This window comes from Staphylococcus sp. HMSC065D05 (assembly GCF_001813195.1).
In the GTDB taxonomy this organism is placed as follows: domain Bacteria; phylum Bacillota; class Bacilli; order Staphylococcales; family Staphylococcaceae; genus Staphylococcus; species Staphylococcus epidermidis.
Genome location: NZ_KV811720.1, coordinates 38,220 through 58,666, shown reverse-complemented (window position 1 = coordinate 58,666; position 20,447 = coordinate 38,220). Strand labels below are relative to the sequence as shown.

Below are 20,447 nucleotides of genomic sequence, written 5' to 3'. Positions count from 1 at the left end.
GCCTAATCGAGACCGAAAGGTCTCTTTTTTTATATGAAAAGAGTTCTAAAAAAGAAAGTATTGATAAATAAATTAGCTACTTAATAACTTTTATAAGAGGTAATTTCATTTGTGGCTTATAAAGGTTAAGTAGCATATCTAACCTTAAATGCTTTAATTACTGTAATGTATCGTAACAATAATTAAAGCATTTTAAAGTTTCTTAAAGTCTAGTATTTATATAACGAGTGAATGAATTAATGTATTAACATGGTCTTCTAATTCTTCTTTTTTTATCCCCCCAAATCCTAAAATAAATTTTGGATAAGCTTTAGAATAATTTTCGTAATGATAAGGTTTTAATTTTAAATTATTTTTTTTCGCATTTTTTAAACATTGTTTCATCGACAATCCATTATTAACAGTTATTGTAAAATGCATTCCAGTTAGTGCGCCTTCAATCTTTATTTGAGTATTGTATGGCTTTAATCGTTTTAAAATATAATCAAGTTTATCTCTATAAATCTTTCGCATTTTATTCAAATGTCTTTCAAATTTCCCACTTATCATGAATTGAGCAACCATGTGTTGAATGTGCACTGGCACTGTATTTCCTTCTTTATATTTTTGATTATTATATTTGTTCATTAAATTTTGTGGCAAAACAATATATGCAATCCTACAGCTTGGATATAAAGATTTTGAGAAAGTACTAATATAAATGACTTTTCCTTTTGTGTCTAAACTTTGTAATGCAGGTATGGGTTTGCCAAAATATCTAAATTCTGAATCATAATCATCTTCAATAATATATCTTTGCTTTGCTTGATGCGACCAATTGATTAATTGCGTTCTTTTTTTTAAATTGGTGACATAACCAGTTGGAAATTGATGAGAAGGTGTTATATATAAAATATTGTTATTTGTATGTAAAATAGGATCGATTTGTATTCCATTTTGTTCAACTGGTACCTGAATATAACTTATACCTTTTTTATCAAGCGTATGTTTAATTGGTGGATAACTTGGCTGTTCAATAATAAACTCTTCTTTTTTTAGTAAATTGGTTATCATATCGAGTAACTGGCTTGTTGATGATCCAATAATAACTTGATTTGGGTGACAAGTGACGCCACGACTATTAAATAAGTAATGTGAAATTTGTTGCCTTAAAATATATTCTCCTTGACGCTCACCTCGTTGTAATAGTGATAGCTGATGATCTTCAAAAACGTCTTTCGCATATTTTCTAAAAATATGCATAGGAAAACTTTCAGAATCAATTTCAGCTAAATTAAAAGCATATTTATATTGTCGTTGCTTCTTTTCTAAGTTATCAGTGTTTAATTGATTTGTTTGTCGATGTATCACTGGCAATGATTCTATATCGGAAACGAAGTATCCAGATCTAGGTTTCGAATAAATGAAACCTTCATCTACAAGTAATTGATATGCATGTTCTATTGTAGTGTGGCTAACAGATAAATAGTTACTTAACTGTCGTTTAGATGGAAATCTATCATTTGATTGATATTGACCTTCGATAATTTGATTTTTTAACTTTTCATATAACGATAAATAAAGTGGTTGATTTACTTTCAATTAACTGACCCCTATCTTTATGTACAAATTGAACCTTTTTAAATATCAGTTTATCTCGTAAAATATATTTAATCAATAAGAAAAGGGGTAAGTAGTATGTCTAAAATAGTAGGATCAGATCGAGTGAAAAGAGGAATGGCTGAAATGCAAAAAGGCGGTGTCATTATGGACGTCGTTAATGCAGAACAAGCGAAAATTGCTGAAGAAGCCGGAGCTGTTGCCGTAATGGCATTAGAGCGTGTACCATCAGATATTCGTGCTGCTGGTGGTGTTGCACGTATGGCAAACCCTAAAATAGTTGAAGAAGTTATGAATGCTGTTTCAATTCCTGTTATGGCTAAAGCCAGAATTGGTCATATTACAGAAGCGAGAGTTTTAGAATCGATGGGTGTTGACTATATAGATGAGTCTGAAGTGCTAACACCTGCAGACGAAGAATATCATTTAAGAAAAGATCAATTTACAGTTCCTTTTGTGTGTGGCTGTCGTAACTTAGGTGAAGCAGCACGACGCATTGGTGAAGGTGCGGCGATGTTGCGTACGAAAGGTGAACCTGGTACTGGTAATATAGTTGAAGCTGTTCGTCATATGCGACGTGTTAATTCTGAAGTTAGCCGTTTAACAGTTATGAACGATGATGAAATTATGACATTTGCAAAAGATTTGGGTGCACCTTATGAAGTATTAAAACAAATTAAAGATAATGGACGTCTTCCTGTAGTTAATTTTGCAGCTGGTGGTGTTGCTACGCCTCAGGATGCAGCACTAATGATGGAATTAGGTGCAGATGGTGTATTTGTTGGTTCAGGTATATTTAAATCTGAAGATCCTGAAAAATTTGCTAAAGCTATCGTTCAAGCTACTACACATTATCAAGATTATGAGTTAATTGGAAAATTGGCAAGTGAGCTAGGTACGGCTATGAAAGGTCTAGATATTAATCAAATTTCACTAGAAGAAAGAATGCAAGAGCGTGGTTGGTAATGATTAAAATTGGTGTTTTAGCCTTACAAGGTGCTGTACGTGAACATATTCGTCATATTGAATTAAGTGGTTATGAAGGCATTGCTATAAAAAGAGTAGAGCAGCTAAATGAAATTGATGGTCTAATATTACCTGGTGGCGAGTCAACAACATTACGTCGTTTAATGGATTTATATGGATTTAAAGAAAAGTTACAACATTTAGATATGCCAATGTTTGGAACATGTGCTGGATTAATCGTTCTTGCAAAAAATGTTGAAAATGAGTCTGGTTATTTAAAGAAATTAGACATAACTGTTGAGCGTAATTCATTCGGTAGACAAGTCGATAGCTTTGAATCTGAACTTGATATTAAAGGGATAGCAAATGATATTGAGGGAGTATTTATTAGAGCACCTCATATTGCTAAAGTGGATAACGGAGTGGAAATACTTAGTAAAGTTGGAGATAAAATAGTAGCCGTCAAACAAGGACAATATCTCGGTGTTTCTTTCCATCCAGAACTAACTGATGATTATCGTATCACTAAGTATTTTATTGAACATATGATTAAACATTAATCATTTTGTAATATTTGATTTTCAAATTACTTTCTATCAAATTTAACAATTTATTTTGAAAGAAGTTTTATAAATTGTAGATTATTTTACTCTACGTATGCGATAACGATTGATTGTTCTAATTATTTGTCAAAATTCTAATATTTAAATCATTTAAAACATACTAAGATTAGCTATGAAGAAATCTATGACGATAGATTTTTTCATAGCTATTTTTTATAGTTATAGAGAGGAGTAGACTGTCCAGACTCTTGGATTTTAAATCCGTATAAAAAACAAGTCAGCTTTACTCTCGCCTTTTGAAATTCGTTTGTAGTATGTTGGGTTCCTGAAACCGTGTATAGGAAAATGAAATGAGAAAGGTTAAGTAAAGTAATGCTTATTTTAATTATAAGTACTTGACTAATCGTAGGAAGAAGTCTGGGACAAACACTTGTCTCAGGCTTTTTCAATACATTGACAGATTGAGTGTCATTGAAGAAGCTCGGAATTTAGAAAAATGTATCTTTACGATTTGAATTAAAATAAAAGCAAGAGAAACAAAACGTTACTCTTGCTTAAATCTACGTATGTTATTAGATGAAGAATCCTGCAATAGCCGCTGATATAAACGAAACAAGTGTTGCACCAAATAATAATTTTATTCCGAAACGAGCAACAACGTCACCTTTTTCATCATTCAATGATTTAATAGCTCCTGAAATAATACCAATTGAACTAAAGTTTGCGAATGATACTAAGAAGACAGAGGTAATTCCTTTAGCATGTTCCGATAATCCAGTCGCTTTACCTAAATCTTGCATTGCTACAAATTCATTAGATAGTAATTTTGTAGCCATTACTGAACCAGATTGAACTGCATCTTGCCATGGTATTCCAGTTAAAAAAGCGAAAGGTGCAAAAATAAATCCAATAAGCGTTTGGAAGTTCCATTTAATAGCACCGCCAGACACAAAGCTTAAGATTCCACTCACCATTCCATTTAATAAAGCAATAATTGCAATATAACCTATTAGCATAGCGCCTACAATAACTGCTACTTTAAATCCATCTAGTATATACTCCCCAAGCATTTCAAAGAAAGATTGTTTTTTTGTTTCGTTCTCATCAATTAATAATTTGTCGTCTTCCTCATTGACTTTATAAGGATTAATGATAGATGCAATGATAAAACCACCAAACAAGTTAAGCACTACTGCAGTCACAACATATTTTGGTTCAATAAGTGTAAAATAAGCGCCTATAATTGATGCTGATACTGTTGACATCGCTGAAGCAGTTAATGTATATAAGCGTTGTTTAGGTATGTAAGGTAATTGTTTTTTTAATGAGATAAAGACTTCAGATTGTCCTAGAATTGCTGCTGCGACCGCATTGTAAGATTCTAAACGGCCCATTCCATTAATCTTTGAAATTAAAAATCCCAGTAAGTTAATAATTAGTGGCAGTATTCGTGTATATTGTAATATACCTATCAATGCTGAAATAAAAACAATAGGTAACAAAACGCTAAAGAAGAATGGTGGTTGTTTAGGATCAACAAATTTAAAGCCACCAAATACAAAATTGACACCGACCGCTGCTTTAGCTAATAAATAATTAAAACCATCTGAAATACCCCCAATAACTGAAATTCCCAAATTAGTTTTGAGTAATATAAATGCAAATATTAATTGAATTACTAATAGTAATCCAACATATCGCCAGCGAATATTTTTTCTGTCTGAACTAAATAAAACTGCTAGTGCTAAAAAGAAAATGATTCCTAATATCCCAATCACAATATGCATATTTTTTCATTCCTTTAAATTTTTTCTATTTTCTATCATACAACAAAATGAACACGCTAACATCATTAATTTGAAATTTTAAAATCAAATTGGTTGAAAAAGGTCAAAGATGGTCATATAATATAGTCAAAGAAGGTCAAAAAAGAGGTGATATCTATGCACAATATGTCTGACATCATAGAACAATACATTAAGCGGTTATTTGAAGAAGCAGATGAAGATGTTGTAGAAATACAACGCGCTCATATTGCTCAACGTTTCGATTGTGTTCCTTCTCAACTTAACTATGTTATTAAGACACGTTTCACCAATGAACATGGTTATGAAATTGAAAGTAAACGTGGTGGCGGTGGCTACATTCGAATCACTAAAATTGAAAATAAAGATGCAACAGGTTATATTAATCACTTACTACAATTAATAGGTCCATCTATTTCTCAACAACAAGGGTATTATGTCATAGATGGTTTGTTAGATAAAGGTTTGATTAATGAAAGAGAAGCTAAAATGATACAGACCATTATCGATAGAGAAACTTTAAAAATGGATGTTGTTGCACGCGATATTATAAGAGCTAATATCTTAAAACGATTACTACCAGTTATTAATTATTACTAGGTTAGGTGAGGTGTTTAAAATTGCTTTGTGAAAATTGCCATTTTAATGAAGCGGAAGTTAAACTTACTGTTAAAGGTATAGATAGTACGCATGAAAAATGGGTATGTTCAGTATGTGCCCAAGGAGAAAATCCCTGGTTACATTCTAACGATGATAATACGTATCATACACACCAAGACGATATAGAAGAAGCATTTGTGGTGAAACAGATACTTCAACACCTTGCTGCAAAACATGGTATTAATTTTCATGAGATGGCATTTAAAGAAGAAAAAAGATGCCCAACATGTCAGATGACACTTAAGGATATTGCACATGTTGGTAAGTTTGGGTGTGCTGACTGTTATGCTACGTTTAAAGAAGACATCATTGATATAGTTCAACGTGTTCAAGGTGGTCAATTTGAGCATGTAGGAAAAACACCACAATCATCGTATAAGAAACTTGCAATAAAAAAGCAAATTGAAGAAAAATCAAAATATCTAAATAAATTGATAAATGATCAAGAGTTTGAAGAGGCAGCGATTGTTCGTGATGAAATTAAAGCTTTAAAAAGTGAAAGCGAGGTGTCTCATGATGAGTAATATCCATACTAATATTAGTGAGTGGATGAAGATGTCTGAGGAGACACCTGTTATTATTTCTTCTAGAATTCGATTAGCTAGAAATCTTGAAAATCATGTCCATCCACTTATGTTCCCTTCAGAGCAAGAAGGATATCGAGTGATTAATGAAGTTCAAGATGTGCTTCCCAACTTAACTTTAAATCGTTTAGATACGATGGATCAACAAAGTAAAATGAAATTGGTTGCGAAACATCTTGTAAGTCCTGAACTAGTGAAACAACCTGCTTCAGCAGTAATGTTAAATGATGATGAATCGGTAAGTGTCATGATAAACGAAGAAGATCATATACGAATACAGGCTCTAGGAACTGATTTATCGCTAAAGGATTTATATCAACGTGCTTCTAAAATTGATGATGAATTAGATAAAGCGTTAGACATTAGTTATGATGAGCATTTAGGATATTTAACTACCTGTCCTACTAATATTGGTACAGGAATGCGTGCAAGTGTGATGTTACATTTACCTGGACTCTCCATTATGAAAAGAATGAACAGAATTGCACAAACAATTAACCGTTTTGGATTTACAATTCGAGGTATATACGGAGAAGGGTCACAAGTATATGGTCATATTTATCAGGTTTCAAATCAACTTACATTAGGGAAAACAGAAGAAGCCATCATCGATAACTTAACTGAAGTCGTAAATCAAATTATAAATGAAGAAAAGCAAATAAGAGAAAGACTTGATAAACACAATCCTGTAGAGACACTAGATAGAGTTTATCGATCATTAGGTGTACTACAAAACAGTAGAATTATTTCTATGGAAGAAGCCTCATATCGTTTAAGCGAAGTGAAACTAGGTATTGATTTGAATTATATTTTGCTTGAAAATTTTAAATTTAATGAATTAATGGTAGCAATACAGTCGCCATTTTTAATAGATGACGAAGATAATAGAACAGTAAATGAAAAAAGAGCTGATTTATTAAGAGAGCATATAAAATAGGAGGTATTTATACATGTTATTTGGTAGATTGACAGAGCGTGCACAACGTGTGTTGGCACATGCACAAGAAGAAGCAATTCGTTTGAACCATTCTAATATTGGAACAGAACATCTTTTGCTTGGTTTAATGAAAGAGCCAGAAGGTATAGCTGCAAAGGTATTAGAAAGTTTTAATATTACTGAAGATAAAGTCATCGAAGAAGTTGAAAAACTTATCGGTCACGGTCAAGAGCAAATGGGCACACTACATTATACACCGAGAGCAAAAAAAGTAATTGAACTGTCTATGGATGAAGCTCGAAAGCTACATCATAACTTTGTAGGAACAGAGCATATTCTATTAGGTTTAATTAGAGAAAATGAAGGTGTTGCAGCACGTGTGTTTGCAAACCTAGATTTAAATATTACTAAAGCACGTGCCCAAGTTGTAAAAGCTTTAGGAAGTCCAGAAATGAGTAATAAAAATGCGCAAGCTAATAAGTCTAATAACACGCCTACATTAGATGGATTAGCTAGAGATTTAACTGTTATTGCTAAAGATGGAACGTTAGATCCAGTTGTAGGACGAGATAAAGAGATTACTCGTGTAATTGAAGTTTTAAGTCGTCGTACTAAAAATAATCCTGTGCTAATTGGTGAACCCGGTGTTGGTAAAACAGCAATTGCTGAGGGACTTGCGCAAGCAATTGTTAAAAATGAAGTACCAGAAACTTTAAAAGACAAACGTGTAATGTCATTAGATATGGGTACAGTCGTAGCTGGCACTAAATATCGTGGTGAATTTGAAGAAAGATTGAAAAAAGTAATGGAGGAAATTCATCAAGCTGGTAATGTTATTCTATTTATCGATGAACTTCATACTTTAGTTGGTGCTGGTGGCGCAGAAGGAGCAATTGATGCATCTAATATTTTAAAACCTGCTTTAGCTCGCGGAGAATTGCAATGTATAGGTGCCACAACATTAGATGAATATCGTAAAAATATAGAAAAAGACGCTGCACTAGAACGTCGTTTCCAACCAATTCAAGTGGATGAACCTACAGTTGAAGACACGATTGAAATCTTAAAAGGATTACGTGACCGTTATGAGGCTCATCACAGAATTAATATTTCAGATGAAGCTTTAGAAGCGGCTGCTAAATTGAGTGATCGCTATGTTTCAGATCGTTTCTTGCCCGATAAAGCCATTGACTTAATTGATGAGGCAAGTTCAAAAGTTAGACTTAAAAGTCATACAACTCCAAGTAATTTAAAAGAGATTGAACAAGAAATTGATAAAGTAAAAAATGAAAAAGATGCTGCAGTTCATGCCCAAGAATTTGAAAATGCCGCTAATTTAAGAGATAAGCAATCTAAACTTGAAAAGCAATATGAAGATGCTAAAAATGAATGGAAAAATGCACAAGGTGGTTTAGATACTGCCTTATCTGAAGAAAATATCGCTGAAGTAATAGCTGGTTGGACGGGTATTCCTCTAACTAAAATTAATGAAACTGAATCAGATCGTTTATTGAATCTTGAAGATACACTTCATAAACGTGTCATTGGACAAAACGATGCTGTCAATTCAATTAGTAAAGCTGTTCGAAGAGCTCGTGCTGGTCTTAAAGATCCAAAACGTCCAATCGGTAGTTTTATTTTCTTAGGACCTACAGGTGTCGGTAAAACTGAATTAGCACGTGCTTTAGCTGAATCTATGTTTGGTGAAGATGATGCAATGATTCGCGTAGATATGAGTGAATTTATGGAGAAACATGCTGTCAGTCGATTAGTTGGTGCACCTCCAGGATATGTAGGACATGATGACGGCGGTCAATTGACTGAAAAAGTTAGACGTAAACCATACTCTGTCATTTTATTTGATGAAATTGAGAAAGCACATCCTGACGTTTTTAATATTCTTCTACAAGTTTTAGATGATGGTCATTTAACAGATACTAAAGGTCGTACTGTGGACTTCCGTAATACTGTGATTATTATGACTTCTAATGTGGGAGCTCAAGAATTACAAGACCAACGCTTTGCTGGTTTCGGAGGTGCTTCAGAAGGTAGTGACTACGAAACTGTCAGAAAAACAATGATGAAAGAATTAAAAAATTCATTCCGACCAGAATTCTTAAACCGTGTTGATGACATTATTGTCTTCCATAAACTTACAAAAGATGAATTAAAAGAAATTGTTACAATGATGGTAAATAAACTTACACACCGTCTTTCAGAGCAAAATATTAATATTGTTGTTACTGATAAAGCGAAAGAAAAAATTGCAGAAGAAGGATATGATCCTGAATATGGTGCTAGACCACTCATTAGAGCAATTCAAAAAACGGTTGAAGATAATTTAAGTGAATTGATTTTAGATGGAAATAAAATTGAAGGTAAAGAAGTAACAATTGATCATGATGGTAAAGAATTTAAGTATGATATTCATGAAAGTACAACCAAAAAAGAAACAACAGAATCATAATTAAATTTTTATAACTTTAATTTCACATATTGAATTACTACAATTATAACGTTAAATATTAAATTAAAAAGAGTGAGATAGAAAGCTTAAGTAATTCGCTGTCTCACTTGGCAATGAGGACTAGAGTTGAAAATTGAGATTAGACTAAGTAAAACTCGGTTGTCAATTGCCAATAAATAAAATGCCTGGGACAATCGTTGTCTCAGGCATTTTATTTACTAAGATAAGTAACACTTGAATGAGGGAAATCAATTTGAAATTTTTAATGACATACTTAACAATATTTGTTAATCATAATATTTTAGTTCATTACTAAATAATTAATCGCTTTTAATCATTGGTTCACGTATTAAATGAAAACAGTATTATGAGATTTTTCATAGGTTATTGTTTTAATTCTTATTAATTATCGATGACATGATTATCTTTATAATATTTTTTTATAAAATTAATAGACCACTAAATCAAAGGTTCCTAGTTTTTATTTAAAAATTCACTTATATTTTTGCTGAATCATCATTAAGGTAATTGCCAGAATGTATAAACAGATAAGCATATGATAAATGTTATAGGTTCATTATAGAAATATTATGAAAGGGTTATAGACTTATAAGTGTTATCAACATCATTATTTATTTTTAATTTGTCAGATTCAACTTGTCAGTTTAAAATAGATTTGTTCATATTAAATCGGAGGTGTCTCAATGGCCAAGAAAAAAGTAATATTCGAATGTATGGCATGTGGCTATCAATCTCCTAAGTGGATGGGTAAGTGCCCTAACTGCGGCGCGTGGAATCAAATGGAAGAAATAGTAGAAAAGGTTGCTCATCCTAAACATGGTGTAAAAACAAAAGAAACAGCAGGTAAGGTACAAAAGTTAAATAGTGTTAAGCATGAAGCTACCCCTAGACTACTTACAGAATCAAAGGAATTTAACCGCGTTTTAGGTGGAGGTATTGTAAGTGGTTCATTAGTACTAATAGGTGGAGACCCAGGTATTGGTAAGTCGACTTTATTGCTACAAATTTGTGCTGCGCTGTCACAAAATAAGAATGTTTTATATATTACTGGTGAGGAATCTATTAATCAAACTAAGTTGCGCGCTGATCGTTTGGAAGAAGATTCTAGTCATCTTAATGTTTTAGCCGAAACTGATTTAGAAGTGATACATCAAACTGTAAAAGAAGAGAGACCTGACTTACTTGTTGTTGATTCGATTCAAACAATCTATCATCCGGAAATTAGTTCTGCACCTGGATCGGTATCACAAGTAAGAGAGAGTACGCAGAGTTTAATGAACATTGCTAAACAGATGAATATTGCCACATTTATTGTGGGACACGTAACAAAAGAAGGACAAATCGCCGGACCAAGATTATTGGAACATATGGTTGATACAGTTCTTTATTTTGAAGGAGACGAGCATCACGCTTATCGTATCCTTAGAGCAGTAAAAAATAGATTCGGTTCTACAAATGAGATGGGGATTTTCGAAATGAAGCAAAGTGGATTAAAAGGTGTACTTAATCCTTCTGAAATGTTTTTAGAGGAACGTTCTACAAATGTTCCGGGCTCTACAATCGTCCCCACTATGGAAGGAACAAGACCACTACTCATTGAAGTCCAAGCGCTTGTTACACCAACTACATTTAATAATCCTAGACGAATGGCTACAGGTATAGATCATAATCGATTAAGTTTACTTATGGCGGTTCTAGAAAAAAAGGAAAACTATTTACTCCAACAACAAGATGCCTATATTAAAGTAGCAGGTGGCGTCAAATTAACAGAACCTGCTGTTGATTTAAGTATTATTGTTGCGACAGCATCAAGTTTTAAAGATCAAGCTGTTGATGGATTAGATTGTTTTGTGGGTGAAGTTGGATTAACAGGTGAAGTACGCAGAGTATCTCGCATAGAGCAACGTGTTCAAGAAGCGGCCAAACTAGGGTTTAAAAGAGCTATTATTCCACAGACAAATATTGGAGGTTGGACATTCCCAGAAGGCATCCAAGTCGTTGGTGTTTCATCAGTACATGAAGCTTTAAAATATGCATTACATTCAAAACCGAGGTAAGCCGTATTATTAAGCCATACTAGGATATAACATCAATGGAAGGAGGATATAAGTTGAATATAACAAAAGCAATTGTTGTAGCAATCTATATCATTGTTGGTGCAGCTCTTGGTGTTATAATTATACCCGAAGTTGTTAAAGATCTTGGCATTCATCATCATGCGGTTATCACTAATTATTATGTAGATAGTTTCATAGGTATTATTATATTTTTTATTATATTTGGATTATTCATTAATAAAGTAACATATGCTTTTAAACAATTTGAACAATTAATCATGAGACGCAGTGCGGTAGAAATATTATTTGCTACAATTGGTTTAATTATTGGTTTATTTATTTCAGTGATGGTTTCTTTTATCTTAGAAATGATAGGTAATTCCATATTAAATCACTTTGTACCTATGATTATCACTATTATTTTATGTTATTTAGGCTTTCAATTTGGTCTGAAAAAAAGAGATGAAATGCTTATGTTTTTACCAGAGAATATGGCACGTTCGATGTCTAATAATACACGAAGAGCGACACCTAAGATTGTAGATACAAGTGCAATTATCGATGGAAGGATATTAGATATTATACGTTGCGGATTTATCGATGGTGATATATTAATACCACAAGGCGTTATAAATGAATTACAAGTTATAGCGGATGCTAAAGATAGCGTGAAACGTGAAAAAGGTCAAAGAGGATTAGATATTTTGAATCAACTTTATGATTTAGATTACCCTACACGCGTTATACATCCAACTCAATCCCATAGTGATATAGATACATTATTAATTAAATTAGCACAACAGTATCACGCACATGTGATTACGACTGATTTTAATTTAAATAAAGTATGTCATGTTCAAGGAATTACTGCACTCAACGTTAATGATTTATCGGAAGCAATCAAACCTAATGTACATCAAGGCGACCAGTTAAGTATTTTATTAACGAAGATAGGTAAAGAGCCAGGACAAGGCGTAGGATATTTAGATGATGGTACAATGGTGGTTGTTGATAACGCGAAGAGTTACATTGGTCAACAGGTTGATTTAGAGGTCTTAAGTTTGTTACAAACATCATCAGGAAGAATTGTTTTTGCGAAATTTGTTGACTGAAAATTTAATAGATTATCTTTGTTAGAATAAGGGTTTCATGTGAAACGTACCTTACGAATTTAGGTGCTATATTTAATTGAAATATTTCAAATTGGTTTTATTTAACAGGTTATACATATTAAACATGTGACTTATCAAAGAGGCCTTTAAGTGCTACAATATTATTGAAATGTTAGGTGGATTAGAATATTCAATATTTAATCAAGTTATTCATCAAGGTATACTTTAGCGTATCCTTATCGTTTGAATAACTTTTTTAAAATTAAACGACTTACAATAAACTACTGCATTTATTTGCATATTTTGTTAGTGGTCATAGTTATCATTTTATTGATGTATAATTTGCAAAGTATTTTAATTAATATTTGGCTATTTATTATCCACACAATTAATAGTAGGAGTGAAAATAATGAGTGAACGTATCAGAGTAAGATATGCGCCAAGTCCAACAGGATATTTGCATATTGGTAATGCAAGAACAGCATTATTCAATTATTTATTTGCTAAACATTATAATGGTGATTTTGTTGTTCGCATCGAAGATACAGATAGTAAACGTAATTTAAAAGATGGTGAATCTTCACAATTCGATAATCTAAAATGGTTAGGTTTGGATTGGGATGAATCCGTCGATAAAGATAAAGGTTTTGGACCTTATCGTCAATCTGAACGTGCAGAAATCTATAATCCACTAATTCAACAGCTATTAGAGGAAGACAAAGCATATAAATGTTATATGACTGAAGAAGAGTTAGAAGCAGAGCGTGAAGCTCAAATTGCCCGTGGAGAGATGCCAAGATATGGTGGACAACATGCGCACTTAACAGAAGAACAGCGTCAACAGTACGAAGCGGAAGGGCGTAAACCATCAATTCGTTTCCGTGTGCCTAAAGATCAAACATATACGTTCAATGACATGGTTAAAGGAGAAATTTCCTTTGAATCTGACAATATCGGAGACTGGGTAATTGTAAAAAAAGATGGTGTTCCGACTTATAATTTTGCAGTTGCCGTAGATGATCATTATATGCAAATATCAGATGTTATACGTGGTGATGACCATGTTTCGAATACACCTAAGCAGTTAATGATATATGAAGCATTTGGATGGGAAGCACCTCGTTTTGGTCATATGTCACTCATTGTTAATGAAGAGCGTAAAAAGTTAAGCAAGCGGGATGGTCAAATCCTACAATTTATCGAGCAATATCGTGATTTAGGATATCTTCCAGAAGCATTATTTAACTTTATTACATTATTAGGTTGGTCACCTGAAGGTGAAGAGGAAATCTTTTCTAAAGAAGAATTTATAAAGATTTTTGATGAAAAACGCTTGTCTAAGTCTCCAGCTATGTTCGATAGACAAAAACTTGCTTGGGTTAACAACCAGTATATGAAAACAAAAGATACAGAAACAGTATTTGAACTTGCATTACCTCATTTAATCAAGGCTAATCTTATACCTGAAAACCCATCAGAAAAGGATAGAGAATGGGGACGTAAATTAATAGCGTTGTATCAAAAAGAAATGAGTTACGCTGGTGAAATTGTTCCATTATCAGAAATGTTCTTCCATGAAATGCCGGAACTAGGAAAAGATGAACAAGAGGTATTACAAGGAGAACAAGTGCCAGAACTAATGAACCATTTATATGGTAAATTAGAATCTTTAGAATCATTTGAGGCAACTGAAATTAAAAAAATGATTAAAGAAGTTCAAAAAGAAACTGGTATTAAAGGTAAACAATTATTTATGCCTATTCGTGTTGCTGTTACTGGACAAATGCATGGTCCTGAATTACCTAACACAATTGAAGTATTAGGCAAAGATAAAGTATTGTCACGCTTAAAAAAACTTGTTTAAATAAATAGGATTAGTTATTTATTTAATAAATATTAAGTCATAAAGTGTTTACGACTTGAAATTTTACAAGTGACAACATATGATTATAAATATAAAATGATTCAAAGGATTAGTAGTTAAATGTTTATGTGTCAGAGAGTGTGCGGGAGCTGTGAGCACATCATAAATATTAATGAATGCACCTTTGTTAATAAAAATAAATAATTGAGATGAGAATAGTAATAAATCAAATATGAGTATTGCTATTAAATGAAGAGTGGAACCGTGCGAGAGCGCCTCTAGCAACAAATGTTAGAGGTGCTCTTTTCATATTTTTAAACTATGCTATCAGTGATATTCCGTGTAGTGATTTAAACGTGTTGAAATTAATTTGATTAGACTAAGGGGGAGACGTTCGTGTTAAAAAGAATGAGAGACGATATAAAGATGGTGTTTGAACAGGATCCTGCAGCGCGCTCGACTTTAGAAGTAATAACTACTTACGCTGGATTACATGCAGTTTGGAGTCACTTAATTGCCCATAAATTATATAAAAATAGACGTTATGTAGCAGCCAGAATGATTTCTCAATTATCACGTTTTTTCACCGGAATCGAAATACATCCAGGTGCAAAAATTGGTAAGCGTTTATTTATCGACCATGGCATGGGTGTAGTTATTGGAGAAACATGTACAATTGGTGATAATGTCACTATTTATCAAGGAGTTACTTTAGGTGGTACAGGTAAAGAAAAAGGAAAGCGCCATCCTGATATTGGTGATAATGTGTTGATAGCAGCTGGATCTAAGATATTAGGTAATATAAAAATTGAATCAAATGTGAATATTGGAGCTAATTCTGTAGTATTACAGTCAGTTCCTAGTTATACAACTGTAGTAGGTATACCAGGTCACATTGTTAAACAAGAAGGTAGACGTATTGGTAAAACATTTGATCACCGTAACTTACCTGATCCACTTTTTGAACAAATTAAACACTTAGAAAGACAGCTTGAAAAAGCTAAGAATGGAGAGATTCAAGATGATTACATTATATAATACCTTAACACGTCGGAAAGAGACGTTTGAGCCCATTGAACCAGGTAAGGTCAAAATGTATGTATGTGGGCCGACAGTTTACAATTATATTCATATTGGAAATGCACGACCAGCTATTAATTATGATGTAGTCAGAAGATATTTCGAATATAAGGGATATGAGGTCATTTATGTTTCTAATTTCACAGACGTTGATGATAAACTCATTAATCGCTCTAAAGAACTCAATGAAAGTGTTCCTGAAATTGCTGAAAAGTATATTAAAGCTTTTTATGAGGACGTTGGTGCTTTGAATGTGAAAAAGGCTACATCTAATCCGCGTGTGATGCACCATATGGGTGAAATTATTGATTTTATCAAGGAATTAGTAGATGAAGGTTATGCATATGAAAGTGACGGTGATGTCTATTTTAGAACACGTCAATTTGATGGATATGGTAAGTTAAGTCATCAATCATTAGATGATTTGAAAGTTGGCGCTCGTATTGAAGCTGGAGAACAAAAAGAAGATGCGTTAGATTTTACTTTATGGAAGAAAGCTAAGCCAGGGGAAATTAGTTGGAATAGTCCGTTTGGTAAAGGTAGACCAGGTTGGCACATTGAATGTTCGGTAATGGCTTATCATGAACTAGGACCTACAATAGATATTCACGCAGGTGGTTCAGATTTACAATTTCCGCATCATGAAAATGAAATTGCTCAATCAGAGGCTCATAATCATGCTCCTTTCGCAAATTATTGGATGCATAATGGTTTTATTAATATTGATAATGAGAAAATGAGTAAGTCTCTAGGAAATTTCATTTTAGTTCACGATATCATTAAAGAAGTCGATCCAGACGTATTACGATTCTTTATGATTAGTGTGCATTATCGTAGCCCAATAAACTACAATTTAGAATTAGTAGGTGCGGCGCGAAGTGGTCTTGAACGTATACGTAATAGCTACAAGTTAATTGAGGAAAGAGAAGAAATTGCTACAGATTTGGAAGAACAATCAGAATATATACAACAAATAGATAAAATACTAAATCAATTTGAAACAGTAATGGATGATGACTTTAATACTGCTAATGCAGTAACTGCATGGTATGACTTAGCTAAACTTGCAAATAAATATGTATTAGAAAACACAACTTCAACAAAAGTTTTAAATAGATTTAAAGAAGTGTATAGCATTTTTAGTGACGTTCTTGGTGTACCACTTAAGAGTAAAGAAACAGAAGAGTTACTAGATGAAGACATTGAACAATTGATTGAGGAGCGTAATGAAGCACGTAAAAATAAAGATTTCGCACGAGCAGATGAAATTAGAGATATGTTAAAAACACGTCATATCATTTTAGAAGATACCCCACAAGGTGTAAGATTTAAACGTGGCTAAACATATGAATGTAAAACTTCTTAATCCTTTAACATTGGCATATATGGGTGATGCAGTACTTGATCAACATGTGCGTGAATATATCGTGCTAAAATTACAAAGTAAACCTCATCGTTTGCACCAAGTATCGAAAAGTTACGTTTCAGCGAAAAGTCAAGCTGAGACTTTAGAGTATTTGTTAGAGATTGACTGGTTTACAGAGGAAGAGCTAAGTGTTTTAAAACGAGGACGTAACGCTAAAAGTTATACAAAAGCTAAAAATACTGACATTCAAACTTATCGTAAAAGCTCAGCGTTAGAAGCTGTTATCGGATTTTTATATTTAGACCATCAATCAGAACGCTTAGAAAACTTATTAGAAACAATTGTTAGGATAGTGGATGAAAGGTAGTGTGAATGTGGAAGATATAGTGATAGTAGGTAGACACGCAGTTAAAGAAGCGATTATATCAGGTCACGCCATAAATAAGATTTTGATTCAAGATGGTATAAAAAAGCAACAAATTAACGACATTTTAAAAAATGCAAAATCACAAAAATTAATTGTACAAACGGTACCAAAATCTAAATTAGATTTTTTAGCAAATGCACCTCACCAGGGTGTGGCTGCTTTAGTAGCCCCATATGAATATGCAAACTTCGATGAATTTTTACAAAAACAAAAGAAAAAAGACCGTTATTCAACTGTTATCATTTTAGATGGTTTAGAAGATCCGCATAATCTTGGCTCTATATTAAGAACAGCAGATGCTTCTGGTGTTGATGCGGTTATTATACCTAAAAGACGATCAGTTGCGTTAACACAGACCGTTGCCAAAGCTTCTACAGGAGCGATTCAGCATGTTCCGGTCATAAGAGTTACTAATCTTTCGAAAACTATCGATGAATTAAAAGACAGCGGCTTTTGGATTGCGGGTACAGAAGCTAGTAATGCAACGGATTATAGAGATTTACAAGCAGATATGTCACTAGGTATTGTTATAGGTAGTGAGGGGCAAGGTATGAGTCGTTTAGTGAGTGATAAGTGTGATTTTCATATTAAGATTCCAATGGTTGGACATGTCAATAGCTTGAACGCTTCTGTGGCTGCAAGTTTAATGATGTATGAAGTATATCGTAAACGTCATCAGTTAGAGGAAAATTCATGAAGAAAAGATACTTAATTATAGATGGCTACAATATGATTGGCCAATCCTCAACACTTAGCACTGTTGCTAAAGAGAATTTAGAAGAAGCTAGAGAGCAATTATTAGACACAATTGCCAACTACAATGCATTAATAGCAGATGAAATTGTCTGTGTATTTGATGCCTATGAACAGTCAGGGATAAAAAGGGAATACTTCTATCATGGCGTCAAAACAATCTTTACTAAAGAAAAAGAAACTGCAGATAGTTTTATAGAACGCTACGTGTATGAACTATATAATAAACACACGACACACATTACCGTTGTAACAAGTGATATGAGTGAACAACATGCTATTTTTGGTTCAGGTGCATATCGTATTTCTTCAAGAGAAATGTGGCGTGAATTAAAAGAAAATGAGGTTGTTGTTAACAAGTCACTTGATGATTTTAGCGAAAAGAAACCAAGAATTAGAATTCCGTTATCTAATGAGATACTTGAAGAATTTGAAAAGATTAGACGTGGCAATCAGAAAAAAGACTAATTTTGCTCTGTTGTGATTTTAGATAGATTTCATATAAACTAATTTCAACTTACTCGAAAGGTTAGATATATGAATCTGAATAAACAGCAACAAGAATATACAGCAATGTGTCTATCGCAAACAGAAAATAAATGTTCTGAAGAACTATTTGAGTCTTTAATAGAAGAACTAAAGCCACTGATTTACAAAAAAATAAGGTATATCTCCCATAATAAGTATGACATTGAGGATATGTATCAAGAGATTGTTATTAAATTCTACCGTGCCTTGCATAAATTCGACCATCAACAAGGTGTACCAATAGAACATTATATTTACTTCTTAATTCGTTCGGTTAAATATGACTATCTTAGAAAAGTAAGAGCGAATTATAAACGTCAACCGCTACTTGTTAATGAATGTATTGTTGAATATAATGCTACTTTGGCATTAAACGATATAGAAAGATCGATAATTAGAAAAGAATTAACATTAGCTTTTAAAAGAAGCGAAGACAAACTCAGTCGAATGGAAAGACGTATTATTCGATTACTACTTAATGATTACAAGCCAAAAGAGATTGCCATGGTTTTAAATTTAGAATCCAAAGTTGTTTATAATGCGATTCAACGTAGTAAATGGAAACTTAAAAGAAGTTTTAAATAAGAAAATAATATGTAAAGAGTATACTGTATAGTGAGGAAATTATAGCGTGGCGTATAAGTTTGACATTTAATACAATACTTATGTATAGTATATTGGTATTATAATGAGTAAAGGTGAATAATTGTGAAGAAAGTACCTTTGAATTGTGAGAATTGTGGCAATCGGAATTACAATGTTCCTAAAAAAGAAGGCTCAGCAACGAGACTTACTTTAAAAAAATACTGTCCAAGATGTAACGCGCATACAGTTCATAAAGAATCAAAATAAGATGATATCAATTAATTGAATATGACTTTCATTAGAAAGTCATAGAGTGTGGAGGTCTTATGATGGCTAAAAAAGAAAGTTTCTTTAAAGGTGTTAAGTCAGAAATGGAAAAGACGAGTTGGCCAACTAAGGAAGAATTATTTAAATATACAATAATAGTTGTATCTACAGTGATATTCTTCTTAGTCTTTTTCTATGCCTTAGACATAGGAATTAATGCATTAAAACAATTATTTTTAGGTTAGGAGTGAAGACATGTCTGAAGAAGTAGGCGCTAAGCGTTGGTATGCTGTACATACCTATTCTGGATATGAAAATAAAGTTAAAAAGAATTTAGAAAAAAGAGTAGAATCTATGAATATGACTGAACAAATTTTCAGAGTTGTCATACCAGAAGAGGAAGAAACTCAAGTTAAGGACGGGAAAGCTAAAAAGCTTGTGAAGAAAACATTTCCTGGATATGTGTTAGTTGAGTTAATCATGACAGATGAGTCGTGGTATGTAGTTAGAAATACTCCTGGAGTTACAGGATTTGTCGGATCTGCAGGTGCAGGCTCAAAACCTAACCCACTACTTCCTGAAGAAGTACGCTTCATTCTTAAGCAAATGGGTCTTAAAGAGAAAACAATAGATGTTGAACTCGATGTTGGAGAACAAGTTCGTATCCAATCAGGTCCTTTTGCTAATCAAGTTGGAGAAGTACAAGAGATTGAAGCGGATAAATTCAAGCTTACTGTACTTGTGGATATGTTTGGTCGTGAAACACCTGTAGAAGTTGAATTTGACCAAATTGAAAAATTATAAAA

Annotated in this window: 20 protein-coding genes; 18 read left to right on the top strand and 2 right to left on the bottom strand. The window is 32.9% G+C overall.

Annotated elements, in window-relative coordinates; genetic code table 11:
* Positions 1-216: 216 nt before the first annotated feature.
* Positions 217-1,581, bottom strand: coding sequence for a MocR-like pyridoxine biosynthesis transcription factor PdxR (locus HMPREF2897_RS00925; protein ID WP_038813070.1), 1,365 nt, complete (start codon positions 1,579-1,581; stop codon positions 217-219).
* Between the two features lie 96 nt (positions 1,582-1,677).
* On the opposite strand from HMPREF2897_RS00925, the gene pdxS reads away from it, so the two are divergent.
* Positions 1,678-2,565 (top strand): pyridoxal 5'-phosphate synthase lyase subunit PdxS, encoded by an 888-nt coding sequence (gene pdxS, locus HMPREF2897_RS00920; RefSeq protein WP_001830030.1) that lies wholly within the window; start codon positions 1,678-1,680, stop codon positions 2,563-2,565.
* A gap of 2 nt (positions 2,566-2,567) precedes the next feature.
* Entirely contained in the window at positions 2,568-3,125 is a 558-nt protein-coding gene (gene pdxT, locus HMPREF2897_RS00915) for a pyridoxal 5'-phosphate synthase glutaminase subunit PdxT (protein ID WP_032603020.1), read from the top strand.
* 575 nt (positions 3,126-3,700) lie between these two features.
* On the opposite strand, the gene HMPREF2897_RS00910 is transcribed toward pdxT, so the two are convergent.
* Positions 3,701-4,915 (bottom strand): NupC/NupG family nucleoside CNT transporter, encoded by a 1,215-nt coding sequence (locus tag HMPREF2897_RS00910; RefSeq protein WP_002458655.1) that lies wholly within the window; start codon positions 4,913-4,915, stop codon positions 3,701-3,703.
* A gap of 156 nt (positions 4,916-5,071) precedes the next feature.
* Between HMPREF2897_RS00910 and HMPREF2897_RS00905 the strand changes: the two genes are divergently transcribed.
* The 16 genes from HMPREF2897_RS00905 to nusG all read left to right on the top strand — a co-directional run bounded on the left by HMPREF2897_RS00905 (position 5,072) and on the right by nusG (position 20,445).
* A complete protein-coding gene (locus HMPREF2897_RS00905; protein WP_001832288.1) occupies positions 5,072-5,533 on the top strand; it encodes a CtsR family transcriptional regulator in 462 nt (153 codons plus the stop codon).
* A 20-nt stretch (positions 5,534-5,553) separates the two neighbouring features.
* The gene (locus HMPREF2897_RS00900) at positions 5,554-6,117 is read left to right on the top strand and encodes a UvrB/UvrC motif-containing protein (protein WP_002475503.1); all 564 of its coding nucleotides are present in this window, start codon (positions 5,554-5,556) and stop codon (positions 6,115-6,117) included.
* Positions 6,107-7,114 carry a protein arginine kinase gene (locus tag HMPREF2897_RS00895; RefSeq protein ID WP_080035617.1) on the top strand — a complete coding sequence of 336 codons (1,008 nt, stop codon included), beginning with the start codon at positions 6,107-6,109 and terminating at the stop codon, positions 7,112-7,114. The genes HMPREF2897_RS00900 and HMPREF2897_RS00895 overlap by 11 nt, the downstream gene beginning before the upstream one ends.
* A gap of 13 nt (positions 7,115-7,127) precedes the next feature.
* Complete coding sequence (locus tag HMPREF2897_RS00890; RefSeq protein WP_002458652.1) at positions 7,128-9,581, top strand: ATP-dependent Clp protease ATP-binding subunit; 2,454 nt, start codon at positions 7,128-7,130, stop codon at positions 9,579-9,581.
* 704 nt (positions 9,582-10,285) lie between these two features.
* On the top strand, positions 10,286-11,659 hold the full coding sequence (radA, locus tag HMPREF2897_RS00885; RefSeq protein ID WP_002458651.1) for a DNA repair protein RadA: 1,374 nt from the start codon (positions 10,286-10,288) through the stop codon (positions 11,657-11,659).
* Between the two features lie 53 nt (positions 11,660-11,712).
* A complete protein-coding gene (locus HMPREF2897_RS00880; RefSeq protein WP_002475537.1) occupies positions 11,713-12,771 on the top strand; it encodes a PIN/TRAM domain-containing protein in 1,059 nt (352 codons plus the stop codon).
* A 409-nt stretch (positions 12,772-13,180) separates the two neighbouring features.
* Positions 13,181-14,635, top strand: coding sequence for a glutamate--tRNA ligase (gltX, locus tag HMPREF2897_RS00875; protein WP_038813067.1), 1,455 nt, complete (start codon positions 13,181-13,183; stop codon positions 14,633-14,635).
* Between the two features lie 408 nt (positions 14,636-15,043).
* Complete coding sequence (cysE, locus tag HMPREF2897_RS00870) at positions 15,044-15,673, top strand: serine O-acetyltransferase (protein ID WP_172952487.1); 630 nt, start codon at positions 15,044-15,046, stop codon at positions 15,671-15,673.
* Positions 15,657-17,057 (top strand): cysteine--tRNA ligase, encoded by a 1,401-nt coding sequence (gene cysS / locus HMPREF2897_RS00865; RefSeq protein ID WP_038813066.1) that lies wholly within the window; start codon positions 15,657-15,659, stop codon positions 17,055-17,057. Before cysE ends, cysS begins: the two co-directional genes overlap by 17 nt.
* Before the next feature lie 4 nt (positions 17,058-17,061).
* Positions 17,062-17,448 carry a Mini-ribonuclease 3 gene (locus tag HMPREF2897_RS00860; protein WP_002486691.1) on the top strand — a complete coding sequence of 129 codons (387 nt, stop codon included), beginning with the start codon at positions 17,062-17,064 and terminating at the stop codon, positions 17,446-17,448.
* A gap of 7 nt (positions 17,449-17,455) precedes the next feature.
* Positions 17,456-18,205 (top strand): 23S rRNA (guanosine(2251)-2'-O)-methyltransferase RlmB, encoded by a 750-nt coding sequence (gene rlmB, locus HMPREF2897_RS00855; protein WP_070592449.1) that lies wholly within the window; start codon positions 17,456-17,458, stop codon positions 18,203-18,205.
* Entirely contained in the window at positions 18,202-18,729 is a 528-nt protein-coding gene (locus HMPREF2897_RS00850) for an NYN domain-containing protein (RefSeq protein WP_070592446.1), read from the top strand. Before rlmB ends, HMPREF2897_RS00850 begins: the two co-directional genes overlap by 4 nt.
* A 69-nt stretch (positions 18,730-18,798) precedes the next feature.
* Positions 18,799-19,374: a sigma-70 family RNA polymerase sigma factor gene (locus HMPREF2897_RS00845; protein ID WP_002458644.1), complete on the top strand. Its 576-nt coding sequence runs from the start codon at positions 18,799-18,801 to the stop codon at positions 19,372-19,374.
* 123 nt (positions 19,375-19,497) lie between these two features.
* Positions 19,498-19,641, top strand: coding sequence for a 50S ribosomal protein L33 (rpmG, locus tag HMPREF2897_RS00840; RefSeq protein WP_001832285.1), 144 nt, complete (start codon positions 19,498-19,500; stop codon positions 19,639-19,641).
* Positions 19,642-19,703: 62 nt separating this feature from the next.
* Entirely contained in the window at positions 19,704-19,886 is a 183-nt protein-coding gene (secE, locus tag HMPREF2897_RS00835) for a preprotein translocase subunit SecE (protein WP_002438679.1), read from the top strand.
* Positions 19,887-19,896: 10 nt separating this feature from the next.
* Positions 19,897-20,445 (top strand): transcription termination/antitermination protein NusG, encoded by a 549-nt coding sequence (gene nusG / locus HMPREF2897_RS00830; RefSeq protein ID WP_002458643.1) that lies wholly within the window; start codon positions 19,897-19,899, stop codon positions 20,443-20,445.
* The last annotated feature ends 2 nt before the right edge of the window (positions 20,446-20,447 follow it).

Bases quoted from the DNA above. Each gene is read 5' to 3' on its own strand.
- HMPREF2897_RS00860 (WP_002486691.1), top strand. From the start codon at position 17,062: ATGAATGTAAAACTTCTTAATCCTTTAACATTGGCATATATGGGTGAT.
- HMPREF2897_RS00845 (WP_002458644.1), top strand. From the start codon at position 18,799: ATGAATCTGAATAAACAGCAACAAGAATATACAGCAATGTGTCTATCG.
- secE (WP_002438679.1), top strand. From the start codon at position 19,704: ATGGCTAAAAAAGAAAGTTTCTTTAAAGGTGTTAAGTCAGAAATGGAA.
- pdxS (WP_001830030.1), top strand. From the start codon at position 1,678: ATGTCTAAAATAGTAGGATCAGATCGAGTGAAAAGAGGAATGGCTGAA.
- HMPREF2897_RS00890 (WP_002458652.1), top strand. From the start codon at position 7,128: ATGTTATTTGGTAGATTGACAGAGCGTGCACAACGTGTGTTGGCACAT.
- HMPREF2897_RS00905 (WP_001832288.1), top strand. From the start codon at position 5,072: ATGCACAATATGTCTGACATCATAGAACAATACATTAAGCGGTTATTT.
- nusG (WP_002458643.1), top strand. From the start codon at position 19,897: ATGTCTGAAGAAGTAGGCGCTAAGCGTTGGTATGCTGTACATACCTAT.
- HMPREF2897_RS00895 (WP_080035617.1), top strand. From the start codon at position 6,107: ATGATGAGTAATATCCATACTAATATTAGTGAGTGGATGAAGATGTCT.
- gltX (WP_038813067.1), top strand. From the start codon at position 13,181: ATGAGTGAACGTATCAGAGTAAGATATGCGCCAAGTCCAACAGGATAT.
- HMPREF2897_RS00910 (WP_002458655.1), bottom strand. From the start codon at position 4,915: ATGCATATTGTGATTGGGATATTAGGAATCATTTTCTTTTTAGCACTA.
- cysS (WP_038813066.1), top strand. From the start codon at position 15,657: ATGATTACATTATATAATACCTTAACACGTCGGAAAGAGACGTTTGAG.
- cysE (WP_172952487.1), top strand. From the start codon at position 15,044: ATGAGAGACGATATAAAGATGGTGTTTGAACAGGATCCTGCAGCGCGC.
- radA (WP_002458651.1), top strand. From the start codon at position 10,286: ATGGCCAAGAAAAAAGTAATATTCGAATGTATGGCATGTGGCTATCAA.
- HMPREF2897_RS00850 (WP_070592446.1), top strand. From the start codon at position 18,202: ATGAAGAAAAGATACTTAATTATAGATGGCTACAATATGATTGGCCAA.